The 12,009-nt window shown below is 57.7% G+C and carries 13 protein-coding genes; 6 read left to right on the plus strand and 7 right to left on the minus strand.

Annotated features, from left to right (window positions below; all coding sequences use genetic code 11):
* Positions 1–95 precede the first annotated feature (95 nt).
* A complete protein-coding gene (gene yghX, locus CWM58_RS07845) occupies positions 96–983 on the plus strand; it encodes a YghX family hydrolase (protein ID WP_100680686.1) in 888 nt (295 codons plus the stop codon).
* Between the two features lie 77 nt (positions 984–1,060).
* Positions 1,061–1,348 (plus strand): DUF2623 family protein, encoded by a 288-nt coding sequence (locus CWM58_RS07850; RefSeq protein WP_061153311.1) that lies wholly within the window; start codon positions 1,061–1,063, stop codon positions 1,346–1,348.
* 72 nt (positions 1,349–1,420) lie between these two features.
* Here the strand turns inward: CWM58_RS07850 and yghU are convergent, their stop codons facing one another.
* Complete coding sequence (yghU, locus tag CWM58_RS07855) at positions 1,421–2,287, minus strand: glutathione-dependent disulfide-bond oxidoreductase (protein WP_061153312.1); 867 nt, start codon at positions 2,285–2,287, stop codon at positions 1,421–1,423.
* A gap of 47 nt (positions 2,288–2,334) precedes the next feature.
* A complete protein-coding gene (locus CWM58_RS07860; protein ID WP_004150918.1) occupies positions 2,335–2,895 on the minus strand; it encodes a DsbA family protein in 561 nt (186 codons plus the stop codon).
* A gap of 20 nt (positions 2,896–2,915) precedes the next feature.
* On the opposite strand from CWM58_RS07860, the gene CWM58_RS28480 reads away from it, so the two are divergent.
* The 3 genes from CWM58_RS28480 (at position 2,916) to CWM58_RS07870 (ending at position 6,307) form a co-directional block, all read left to right on the plus strand.
* The gene (locus tag CWM58_RS28480; protein WP_046881918.1) at positions 2,916–3,038 is read left to right on the plus strand and encodes a hypothetical protein; all 123 of its coding nucleotides are present in this window, start codon (positions 2,916–2,918) and stop codon (positions 3,036–3,038) included.
* Between the two features lie 76 nt (positions 3,039–3,114).
* Positions 3,115–4,980, plus strand: coding sequence for a bifunctional glutathionylspermidine amidase/synthase (gss, locus tag CWM58_RS07865; RefSeq protein ID WP_100680687.1), 1,866 nt, complete (start codon positions 3,115–3,117; stop codon positions 4,978–4,980).
* A 145-nt stretch (positions 4,981–5,125) separates the two neighbouring features.
* Positions 5,126–6,307: a PLP-dependent aminotransferase family protein gene (locus CWM58_RS07870; RefSeq protein WP_100680688.1), complete on the plus strand. Its 1,182-nt coding sequence runs from the start codon at positions 5,126–5,128 to the stop codon at positions 6,305–6,307.
* 196 nt (positions 6,308–6,503) lie between these two features.
* On the opposite strand, the gene CWM58_RS07875 is transcribed toward CWM58_RS07870, so the two are convergent.
* The 3 genes from CWM58_RS07875 to CWM58_RS07885 all read right to left on the minus strand — a co-directional run bounded on the left by CWM58_RS07875 (position 6,504) and on the right by CWM58_RS07885 (position 7,925).
* On the minus strand, positions 6,504–6,692 hold the full coding sequence (locus tag CWM58_RS07875) for a hypothetical protein (RefSeq protein ID WP_032733814.1): 189 nt from the start codon (positions 6,690–6,692) through the stop codon (positions 6,504–6,506).
* 199 nt (positions 6,693–6,891) lie between these two features.
* Positions 6,892–7,236 (minus strand): hypothetical protein, encoded by a 345-nt coding sequence (locus CWM58_RS07880; RefSeq protein ID WP_032733813.1) that lies wholly within the window; start codon positions 7,234–7,236, stop codon positions 6,892–6,894.
* An 86-nt stretch (positions 7,237–7,322) separates the two neighbouring features.
* Positions 7,323–7,925, minus strand: coding sequence for a short chain dehydrogenase (locus CWM58_RS07885; protein ID WP_100680689.1), 603 nt, complete (start codon positions 7,923–7,925; stop codon positions 7,323–7,325).
* Between the two features lie 97 nt (positions 7,926–8,022).
* Here CWM58_RS07885 and CWM58_RS07890 point away from each other — a divergent pair, with 97 nt between their 5' ends.
* Entirely contained in the window at positions 8,023–8,934 is a 912-nt protein-coding gene (locus CWM58_RS07890; RefSeq protein ID WP_100680690.1) for a LysR family transcriptional regulator, read from the plus strand.
* On the opposite strand, the gene CWM58_RS07895 is transcribed toward CWM58_RS07890, so the two are convergent.
* Both CWM58_RS07895 and CWM58_RS07900 read right to left on the minus strand, forming a co-directional pair.
* Positions 8,935–10,083, minus strand: a complete 1,149-nt coding sequence (locus CWM58_RS07895) for a trans-sulfuration enzyme family protein (RefSeq protein ID WP_100680691.1) — start codon at positions 10,081–10,083, stop codon at positions 8,935–8,937. It abuts the gene before it with no gap.
* Positions 10,084–10,093: 10 nt separating this feature from the next.
* Complete coding sequence (locus tag CWM58_RS07900) at positions 10,094–11,470, minus strand: pyridoxal-phosphate dependent enzyme (protein ID WP_165785748.1); 1,377 nt, start codon at positions 11,468–11,470, stop codon at positions 10,094–10,096.
* Between the last annotated feature and the right edge of the window lie 539 nt (positions 11,471–12,009).

The following is a 12,009-nucleotide window of genomic DNA, read 5'->3' on the forward strand; positions in this document are numbered from 1 at the left end:
CTGGGCTTTTTTCTCCCCCGTTTCTGCTTCTCTGCGCTGGCGTATGTCCGGGCTTCTGCTTTGCTTAAAGGGCGCTTAACAACGGAGGCAGGGTGATGACGCGATTAACGGCCAAAGATTTCCCGCAGCAGCTGCTCGAGTATTATGACTACTATGCCCACGGCAAAATCAGCAAACGCGAGTTTCTCCAGCTGGCGGGGAAATATACTGTCGGCGGGATGACCGCGCTGGCGCTGTTTAATCTGCTGAAGCCCGACTATGCCCTGGCAGAGCAGGTACTGTTCACCGATCCGGATATCCGTCCGGAGTATATTCATTATCCCTCTCCTGACGGCCACGGCGAAGTGCGGGCTTACCTGGTGACGCTGACGAAAATAGCCGACAAAGCGCCCGCCGTTGTGGTGGTACATGAGAACCGAGGCCTGAATCCCTACATTGAAGACGTAGCCCGGCGGGTAGCGAAAGCGGGATATATCGCGCTGGCGCCTGATGGCCTGAGCTCCGTCGGCGGCTATCCGGGGAATGATGATGAAGGCCGCTTGCTACAGCAGAAAGTCGATCCCGTGAAGCTGATGAATGATTTTTTTGCGGCGGTCGCGTTTATGGCGAAGCATCCACAGGCGACGGGGAAGGTCGGTATCACCGGTTTTTGTTACGGCGGCGGCATCAGCAACGCGGCGGCGGTGGCGATCCCGGAGCTAGCCTGCGCGGTGCCGTTTTACGGCCGCCAGCCGCCGCTGAAGGAGGTCGATAAAATTAAAGCGCCGCTGCTGCTGCACTATGCCGGCCTCGATAGCGGCATTAATGAAGGCTGGCCCGCCTATGAACAGGCGTTGAAGGAACACCATAAAGTTTACGAGGCCTATCTCTATCAGGGCGTGAATCACGGCTTTCATAATGATTCCACGCCGCGCTACGATCGGGCTGCGGCTGATCTGGCCTGGCAACGAACGCTGGCATGGTTTGAGAAGTATTTACGCTAGCGCAAACGACATAAATAGCGCTACCGCTCGCTCAAAAAAACGCTATATAATTTATTATATAGCGATTGGAGGGCGCGATGGAAAATCATTTTGGAAAAGGCTTAATGGCGGGGCTACAGGCATCCTATGCTGACACCGCCGCGCATGCGGTGAATTTTTGCGCCGACTATAAACGCGGGTTTGTGCTCGGTTACTCGCACCGCATGTTTGAAAAAACCGGCGACCGCCAGCTCAGTGCGTGGGAGGCGGGGATCCTGACCCGTCGCTATGGCCTTGACAGAGATATGGTGATGGATTTCTTCAAAGAAGGGGATTCGGGTATGGCGATGCGCTATTTTCTGGCGGGATATCGGCTGGAAAGCTAAACAGGACGGCTTCGCAGGCGGAGCCGTCCTGTGGTGTGTGCCCTTTCCCGTCAGCGGGAAAGGGTAAAGACCTTACGCCTGGCGCTTATCTTCCGTTTGGGTGTCAAAGTCGCGGGCGTCGTGGCGCTCATGCAGCTGCTCATTGAGCGGGCCGTTGGTGCGGTTGACGATGCGTCCGCGCTTGACGGCCGGACGGTTGCCGACATCCTGCGCCCAGCGCAGCACGTTTTTATAGCTCCCGGCGTCGAGAAACTCCGCCGCGTTATAGACATTGCCCAGCACCACGTTGCCGTACCACGGCCAGATAGCCATATCGGCGATGGTGTACTCCTCTCCAGCTACATAGCGACCACGGGCGAGCTGTTTGTCCAGCACGTCGAGCTGGCGTTTGGCTTCCATCGTAAAGCGGTCGATCGCGTACTCGATCTTCACCGGCGCATAGTTATAGAAGTGGCCGAAGCCGCCGCCGAGGAACGGCGCCGCGCCCTGCAGCCAGAACAGCCAGTTGAGGGTTTCGGTGCGACCTGCAGGATCTTTCGGCAGGAAGAAGCCAAATTTTTCCGCCAGATAGAGAAGAATGTTGCCGGACTCAAATACCCGGGTCGGCGGCGTGGTGGAGTGGTCGCTGAGGGCTGGGATCTTCGAGTTCGGGTTGATGTCGACAAAGCCGCTGGAAAACTGATCGCCTTCGCCGATGCGTATCAGCCAGGCGTCGTATTCCGCGCCGCTGACGCCCAGCGCCAGCAGCTCTTCCAGCATGATGGTCACCTTCTGGCCGTTGGGTGTACCGAGTGAGTATAGCTGGAGCGGATGGGTGCCGACCGGCAGGACGCGTTCATGGGTCGCGCCGGAAACGGGACGGTTGATATTGGCGAACGCGCCGCCGCTGTTTTGCTTCCATTCCCACACTTTTGGTGGCTGGTAGTTTTGCTCTGACATGCTGGTTTGCCTTTTTCGTGGATGTACAAAAAGTGTAGCAGGTGACCTCAGGCCATAATGCGCGCAGCCCACACGCTGACATCATCGCCGCTGCCCAGATCCGGCTGCACCAGGCCATTGACCATAAAGGTCGGCGAGACGTGGATGCCGTTCTGACGGGCGTATTTACTGTGCCACTTGATCACGTCCTGCAGCTCCGGGCGGGCAAAGGCGGCCCCCAGCAGCACGTGACTGTAACGTTCAATGCGTTCAATGATTTGCTGCGGCGTGGCGTTCATGTTCGGCCCGCTGCAGTGATCGGTAAACTCAAACTCTTCCCGATGGTCGGCCACGGCCTGCATCACCTTATGCGCCTGCTCTCTACCGTGCGGCAGGGTGGACGCGGCGAGGATGCAGCGGACGATAACCCCGGAGAACAGATGCCACGGCTGCGACTGCAGGCGTATCTTGATGGTGACGTTATCGGCGCCGACCTCATCAAGCAGGTCGTCGAGTTTATTAAACGCGCGGACAGAGTAGGGGCAGGTGGGCTCAAGGAACACCTCAAACGTCCGCGGGCCGTGTCCCCAGACCAGCGGTTGGGCATTCAGATGCGAGGGTGTGCTCATTGTCGACTCCTGATGTTGCGTTGTTTTTTTGTTATATCACCGATAACGATATCACTTTTGCTTCCGGCTGCAGGGTTATTTTCCTTAACGGCACGATTAGCGAAACGAATGAGTGGTATCATCGTTACACCTCTGTCTGGTAAGTGCCTGCGGCAGGATAAGAAGAGGGAGTTTTGTTTCGCCAACTGCCCGGGCTGCATTAATTTGAGGTCAGGCTAAATGAGCAAAGGATCGACAAGCAGTGACGCCCCGTTTGGGACATTGTTAGGCTACGCGCCCGGCGGCGTAGCGATTTATTCATCGAATTACAGTAGCTTAAATCCGCAAGACTACCCGGATGACGCGACCTTTCGCAGCTACATCGATAATGAGTATATGGGACATAAATGGCAGTGCGTCGAGTTTGCACGCCGCTTTCTGTTCCTGACCTACGGGTTTGTCTTTACCGATGTGGGGATGGCGTATGAAATCTTCTCCCTGCGTTTCCTGCGTGAAGTGGTCAATGACAATATTCTGCCGCTGCAGGCCTTCGCCAACGGTTCCCGCCGTCCGCCCATCGCCGGTTCGTTACTGATCTGGCAGAAGGGAGGCGAGTTTAAGCACACCGGCCACGTCGCGGTGATCACCCAGCTTGTCGGCAATAAAGTGCGTATCGCCGAACAGAACGTCATTCACTCGCCGCTGCCGCAGGGCCAGCAGTGGACCCGCGAGCTGACCCTCGAGGTCAACGCCGGCCAGTACACCATCAAAGATACCTTTGCCGATACCGAAATTTTAGGCTGGATGATCCAGACCGCCGATACCGAACACAGCCTGCCGCAGCCGGTGCTGCCGGGTGAGGCGATGGCGATCAAAGGCGCGCGGCTGCCGAACAACGGCCAGTTCCGCGGCAAATGGCTGAACGAGAAAGATCCGCTGCAGAAAGCCTACGTGGCGGCCAACGGCCATTTCATCAACCAGGATCCCTACCAGTATTTCACCATCAGCGAAAGCGCCGAACAGGAGCTGATCAAAGCGACTAACGAGCTGCACCTGATGTATCTGCACGCCACCGATAAGGTGATGAAGGATGATAACCTGCTGGCGCTGTTTGATATCCCGAAAATCCTCTGGCCGCGTCTGCGTCTCTCCTGGCAGCGCCGTCGTCATCATATGATCACCGGGCGCATGGATTTCTGCATGGACGAGCGCGGGCTGAAGGTGTACGAGTACAATGCCGACTCCGCCTCCTGCCATACCGAAGGCGGGCTGATCCTTGAGCAGTGGCTGAAGCAGGGCTACTACGGCACCGGCCACAATCCGGCGGAAGGTCTGCTCGATGAGCTGGCGGGGGCGTGGAAACACAGCCGGGCGCGGCCTTTCGTGCACATCATGCAGGACAAAGATCTGGAAGAGAATTACCACGCGAAATTTATCCAGCGTTCGCTGACCCAGGCCGGTTTTGAGAGCAAAATTCTCTTTGGCCTTGATGAGCTGCGCTGGGATGCTGCCGGCCAGCTGATTGACGCTGACGGGCGGCTGGTCAACTGCGTCTGGAAAACCTGGGCATGGGAAACCGCCATTGAGCAGGTGCGCGAAGTCAGCGCTGATGAGTACGCGGCGGTGCCGATTCGTACCGGACATCCGCAGAATGAGGTGCGACTGATTGACGTCCTGCTGCGTCCTGAAGTATTGGTATTCGAACCCCTGTGGACGGTGATCCCGGGCAACAAAGCGATTCTGCCGGTGCTGTGGTCGCTGTTCCCGCATCATCGCTATCTGCTGGATACCGATTTTGTGGTTAACGACGAGCTGGCGAAAACCGGCTACGCGGTTAAGCCCATTTCCGGACGCTGCGGGAACAATATCGATTTGATCGGTCCTCAGGATGAGGTTCTGGATAAGACCAGCGGCCAGTTTGTCGATCGCAAGAATATCTACCAGCAGCTGTGGTGCTTGCCGAAAGTCGACGGTAAGTACATTCAGGTGTGCACGTTTACCGTTGGCGGTAATTACGGCGGTACCTGTCTGCGCGGCGATACGTCGCTGGTGGTGAAAAAAGAGAGCGATATCGAGCCGCTTGTCGTATTGAAAGACAAAGCGTGATGTACGCAACCCGGATAGCGGCTTACCCCGGTCCGGATGACAACGTACTGAAAAGGATAGCCCCGGCATGGTACGCGCCGCCGGGGAACACCTGCAACGAAGCGAAGATAATTAACACAACAACAAGACAGAAAAGGAAAATAGTATGCACGATCGGCGTCTCGCCGCCCGCGCGGGTGAACTCAAGCCCTCCGCCGTCCGCGAACTTCTCAAGCACAGTAAACTGCCCGGCGTGATCTCGCTTGGCGGCGGCATTCCGGCCCCGGAACTGTTTGATACCGCAGGCCTGGAGCTGGCGGTGCAGAAGGTGATGAGCGAACGTTTTCATGACGCATTCCAGTACGGTCTGACGGAGGGCTACCCGCCGCTACGTCAGGCGGTGAGTGAAATCTGCCACGCCCGTGGCGTGACCTGTTCTCCCGCCCAGGTCTATATCACCTCCGGCTCGCAGCAATCGCTGGATATCGTTGCCCGTACGCTGCTCGATCCGGGCGACACAGTCGTCGTTGAACGTCCCACCTATCTGGCGGCGCTGCAGGTGTTTCAGCTGGCGCAGGCCAATATCCTCAGCGTCGACACCGATGATGACGGGATGCTGGTGGATCAGCTGGCCGACCTGCTGGAGACCACCCGCGTCAAAGCCGTTTATCTGGTGCCGACGTTCGGCAACCCCGGCGGCAAAACGCTGAGCGAGACGCGTCGTCGCCGGCTGGTTGAGCTGGCGAAAAAATATGACTTCGTCATTCTGGAAGACGATCCCTATGGCGAAATTAGCTTCACTGACGCCGTTCGACGCCCGCTCTATCAGCACGCGGTTGAGCTGGGCTGTGAAGATCAGGTGGTCTACACCTCGACCTTTTCGAAGATCCTCGCGCCGGGGATGCGCATCGGTTGGGTCGTGATGCCGGACTGGCTGGCTCAGCAGACGGTGATCGTGAAGCAGGCGGCGGATCTGCATACCAATATGCTGTCGCAGGTGATTACCGCGGAGTACCTCGGCATGAACCGGCTGGAGAACCAGATCGCGTTGATTCGCGAAGACTACCGCAAGAAGTGTGTGGCGCTGGCCGACGCGCTGGAAAGCCGCCTTGGCGAGCACCTGGAATTCAGCCGCCCGCAGGGTGGCATGTTCCTGTGGGCGCGTTTCCGCTATCCGTTCGATACCATGGAATGGATGAAGAAAACGCTGGAAAACGGCGTGGTCTACGTTCCTGGTGAAGCGTTCTATCACGATAAGCCGGATACCCGTACTCTGCGTCTCTCCTACTCCACGGTGTCTGAGGCCGGGTTGCTGACGGCCGTAGAGCGGCTGGCGGCCTCCCTGTAACGACTCTGCTGTGCGCCGCTTAACGACGGCGCACAGCCCTTCGCGACGAGAGCGAGAGGAACTGACGTTAGCGTCCAGCCCCAGGATCAATCTGTTTCGGCGATCCGGTCATCCAGCCAGACCAGCATCAGCGATGCGAGAAAAGCAACCGCAAAGGTGCCAATAAACAACCACATAAACGTCCCTCGCGGGTTAATTATTTTTCTGAGTTTACCGGAGAGCGATCGTTTCGGTCGGAGATGGAGATTTTTGTCCCAGCAGAATGGCTGGCGAGAGAGAAAAAGTCATCGGCATCAATATCGAAGTTGAGAATAATTTCTCTGTATTTCCCACCGTTAATCAACGCTTTGGCTTCTTTAATACTACTGGCAATAATGACTGGCATCAGTTTTATCTCATTTTGAAAACTGAGAAGCAAAATAAGAGTTAGTTCGTACCAGATCAACTACTTTTTATAGTATGTCGCTGCAGAAAAAAACGTCATATCGCGGCCTCGCAAGGGCGGGGGGTTTTGTGGCAGTCATCTGGTCATCAACAGCACAATCTCATTCGACGCTGAAGATATACTGCGATTTCGCCACCCATCAGGATGATTTTCCCTGCTGTTTTTCGCGCAATATCTCGCCACAGCGCTGCCGATCTTCGCTCAGTGTTTGCTGCTCCTGCGCGCTGAGCTGGCGCCAGGTGTCCAGCATCCGCTGCCCCAGCGCCGGCAGGTAATGGGTTTTATGCAATGCATAGTCAGAATTTCCCCCTTCGACGATATTTTGCATATCGTGGAGGAACTGGCGGCTGTCGTCATGATCGATCATGCAAAAGACTGCCCGGTAGTAGGCTTCTTCATCTGCGGTGTAATGCGGGGTGAACCACCAGACCAGCAGCGCGATAAGCGCCAAAAGCGGGATAATAAAAGGTAATTTTTTCAACATCAGTTTTTCGGCCGGAGACAATCAGCCGTCAGTGTACCTGCAATGACGGCCTGATGTAAGCGCCGGCCCCGGCGGGCCGGCACAGGCTAGTAGCCGACCGGGTAGATGCGGCCGGTCTGAACGCCTTCAATGCTGCGACGATAGGCCTGCGCCACAGCGGCGGCGGGGACGCTGGCAAAGCCCGGGAAAAAGTCGCCGTAGGCCGCCAGCGACTCGCTGAGCACGGTGGGGCTGATGAGATTGATGCGGATCCCGCGCGGCAGTTCGCAGGCGGCGGCGCGCACAAAGCCTTCCAGACCGGCGTTGACCGTCGTGGCATTGACCCCCTGAGCAATGGGCTCCTGGGCGACAATACCGCTGACCAGGGTAATCGACCCGCCGTCACGCAGGAAATGCTGCCCGATCAGCGCCAGGCGAATTTGCCCCAGCAGCTTGTCCTGCAGCCCGAGGTTGAACTGGCTGTCGGTCATGGCGCTTAACGGCCCAAAGTGCAGATTGCCGGTGGTGGAGACAATCGCATCTACTTCGCCCGTTTGGGCAAACAGCGCCTGGACGCTCTCCTGCGAGGTGATATCCACCTGATAATCCCCCCGGGTGCGGCCGACGCGAATAACGTCATGTCTCTGGCTCAGCTCTTCGCTGACCGCACGACCGATGGTGCCGCTGGCACCGATAACGATAATTTTCATGGCTGTCTCCTGATGAGGTGAGAGGCTATTCTTTAATAAAACTAATATCGGATAAACTGGCTAAAAGTTAGAACATTACTAACCAGAGGTTAGCAATATGGATAAGTTACGAGGGATGGAGACGTTTATTGCCGTGGTGGAGTGTGGCAGCTTTACCGGGGCGGCGTCGCGCCTGGGGCTGTCGGCGGTGATGGTCGGGAAATATATCGCCCAGCTGGAAAGCCAGCTGGCGACGCGTCTGCTGGAGCGTAACACCCGACGCCAGAGCCTCACCGACGCCGGGCGGGTCTATTTTGACGAAGCGAAACGGGTGATGGAGCAGGTCTCCATCGCCGAAAGCGCGGTCGAGCGGCTACGGCTGGCGCCCGCCGGCACTCTGCGAGTGAGCGCCCCCACCTCGTTTGGCGCCAGCGTGATCGCGCCCCTGACCGCCACCTTCCTGCAGGCCTGGCCTGCGGTCCGGGTGGAGCTTGATCTGACTAACCGGATGGTCGATCTGGTGGATGAGGGGGTCGATCTGGCGATCCGCATTGGCGAGATCCATCAGGAGGATCTGGTGGCCCGCTATCTGGCGCCGTATCGGATGGTGATCTGCGCCGCGCCGGCTTATCTGGCGCGTTACGGGACCCCCGGGACGCCAGAGGATCTCGCCGATCATCTCTGCCTGTCCCATACGGTCTGGACCGCCCGCAACGAGTGGCGGCTGCCGGGCATGGAGGGGGAAGTGCGCTGGAAACGCGATGCGATTTTACGCTGCAATGATGGCTACGCGCTGCGCCAGGCGGCGATCGCCGGGGCCGGGCTGCTGATGCAGCCGGAGGTGCTACTGGCCGATGCGCTGGCCAGCGGCAGTCTGATGCGGGTGCTGGAGGCATGGACCCCGCAGCCGAGACCCGTGCATCTGCTCTGGCGCCAGGATCGTCGGCCCCTGCCGAAGCTGACGCAGTTTATCGCCCATCTTCAGCAGGGAATGGCCGACGCGCTGACAATGACCCGCGCGTCGGAATAATCACTCCTCCCGCAGCGCCTGCTGCCAGTCGGCAATCAGATCGTTGGGATCTTCGATCCCCACCGACAGGCGGATCAGCTGGGGCGTGATGCCGTTCGCCAGACGTTTCTCCAGCGGGATCGAGGCATGGGTCATGCTGAAGGGCTGGCTCACCAGACTCTCCACGCCGCCCAGGCTCTCCGCAAGCGTAAACCAGCGCAGCTTGCTGATGATGCGCTCGGCGTAACCTTCATCGCCCTTCACCACCACCGAAATCATGCCGCCGGGCAGCGCCATTTGCTGGCGCGCCAGCTGATGATGCGGGTGCGAGGCCAGCCAGGGGAACCAGACTCGCTCCACTTCCGGCTGCTGTTCCAGCCATTCGGCGAGCTGCAGCGCGTTCGCGCTGTGGCGCTCCATCCGCAGCGCCAGGGTACGGATACCACGTAGCGTCAGGAAGCTGCTGAACGGGTCGAGTACACCGCCTACCGCATTCTGCAGATAGCCAAGCTTTTCCGCGAGGTCGGAGTTATTGCCAACCACTGCCAGGCCGGCGACGACATCGGAATGGCCGTTGAGGTACTTGGTCGCGGAGTGCACCACAATATCAAACCCATGCTCCAGCGGGCGATGGATCGCCGGCGAGGCGAAGGTGTTATCGGCGACGCTGATCAGGTTATGGCGTCGCGCGATGGCGGCGATGGCGCTGAGATCCGCCAGCTTCAGCAGCGGGTTGGTGGGCGTTTCCACCCAGATCATGCGCGTATCGGGGCGGATCGCCGCTTCAATCCCCTTCAGGTCGTCGGGTTTCACCCAGCTCACCTGCAGACCAGCGCTACGGCGGCGAACGTTTTCCAGCAGGCGGTAAGTACCGCCATACACATCATCGACCGCCACCAGGTGACTGTCCTTATCCAGCAGCTCCAGTACGGTGGAGATGGCGGCCAGCCCGGAGGCGAACGCGTAGCCGCGCGTGCCGTTTTCCAGGTCGGCTATCGCCGTCTCCAGCGCGTGGCGGGTAGGGTTCCCGCTACGGGAATATTCATAGCCGGTATGCTGCCCCGGCGCCGGCTGAGCAAAAGTGGAGGTAGCATAAATCGGCGGCATCACTGCGCCGTGGCTGTCGGTGAAGGTTCCGCTATGTACGCTCAGGGTGTGGATAGATGACATAAAAAATTCCTTATTGTGCAAGTCGGTTACGCCAGGCGGTCAGTACATCGCTACGGGTGACCAGACCAAGAAAACGTGCGTTATCAGTGATCACCGCTACCAGGCCGCGATCGAAAATGGCCTGCAGCGCGCTCTCGGGCGCCTGCTTATCGAGGGTTTCAACATGGCGGCTCATCGCTTCGCTGACCGGCAGGGAGAAGCGTTGGCGATCGCCCTGTACGTGGCGGATTAAATCCCACTCATCGACGATGCCAACGACGCGACCATCCTGCAGCACCGGCAGTTGGGAGATGTCATACAACCGCATGCGGGCAAAGACCGCGGCCAGGGTGTCGTCCGGCGCGGCGGTGACGGTGGCGCCTTCATCATGACGCAGGGCGATAAAATCACTGAGATCGCCCTGTTCGGGCCGGGCGATCAGTCCTTGCTGGCGCATCCAGTCGTCGTTGAACATTTTTGACAGGTATTTATTGCCGCTATCGCAGGCGAAGGTCACCACCCGTTTCGGACGGCTTTGTGCCCGACAGTAGCGCAGCGCGGCACTGAGCAAGGTGCCGGTGGAGGAGCCGGCCAGCACGCCCTCGACCTGCAGCAGCTGGCGCGCAGTCTGGAATGCTTCGCGGTCGCTGACGCGATACGCGGTATGCACCCCCTCCAGCCTGGCCAGCGGCGGGATAAAATCTTCGCCGATCCCTTCGACCAGCCAGGATCCCGTTTCGCCATAGCGACCGGTATCAACCTGATCGGCAAGGATCGAACCCGCCGGATCGGCGAGAATAAATTCCGTTTTCGGCGAGTGTTCAGCAAACCAGGCCTGAAGCCCGCCCAGCGTGCCGCCGGAGCCGACGCCGACAACGACGGCGTCAATATCGCCCTCCAGCTGCTGATAAAGCTCCGGCGCGGTGGAGGTGGAATGGGCCAGCGGATTGGCGTCGTTATTAAACTGGTCGATATAAAAGGCGCCCGGCGTTTCATCGGCAAGGCGGCGGGCATAATCCTGATAATAGGCCGGGTGGCCTTTATTGACGTCGGAACGAGTAAGCAGCACCGTCGCGCCCAGCGCCCGCAGGTGAAAGATTTTCTCGCGGCTCATTTTGTCCGGCACCACCAGGATCAGCCGGTAATTTTTCTGCGCCGCGATCAGCGCCAGGCCGAGGCCGGTGTTGCCGGCGGTGGCTTCGATTATCGTTCCTCCGGGCGCCAGTTTTCCCTGGCGCTCGGCTTCATTAATCATCGACAGCGCAACGCGATCTTTAATTGACCCGCCGGGATTCTGATTTTCCAGTTTTAAAAACAGACTGCAGGGGCCGGTATCCAGTTTGTGCAACTGGAGCAGGGGAGTATGACCGATCAGGTCGCTCACGGAATGAAACAGTGACATAACCATTTACCCACTCGTTTAAGATATTTTTGCATGGTAGAGCTGTGAAAACGGTAATTTAAAGAACATTTCTCTGCCTGTTAGCGTCAAATGGAATATAAGATGCTATTTGGCCATCTGGAGGGAAAGCAGGGTAGCCACCTGGGCGGATTGATTGCCAGAAAAGAGCGTTTTTAGCCGCTTTTAGCGACAAAATGGCGATTTGAATCAGCGTGTTATCTGATATCTGAAAATGCATTTTCGAAAAGATTCTATGGGGAAATGCAGCCTGTGCTCGTCGTTAAGTGGCAGTTGGCTCGCCAGGGGAAAAGCGCAGTAGGGAAATCACGTGTTAGCGTCGTTCGATGGAGTGTCCGGATGCACAAAAGTAAAAGACCATTGCTAGGAGTAGACATATCTGGATGGTAGATAATATGCCACCAATAATTTGTTTTTTATCGTTATTTGTACTTTATGAAAATGAATTTACGATTAAATGAGAACTAAAAAATTACATTCTTTTCAACGATAATCATTAACAATTGGAACCGGGATGCTTTAGCCCA

Origin of the sequence: Klebsiella sp. H-Nf2, from assembly GCF_002806645.1 — a bacterium.
GTDB lineage: Bacteria > Pseudomonadota > Gammaproteobacteria > Enterobacterales > Enterobacteriaceae > Klebsiella > Klebsiella variicola.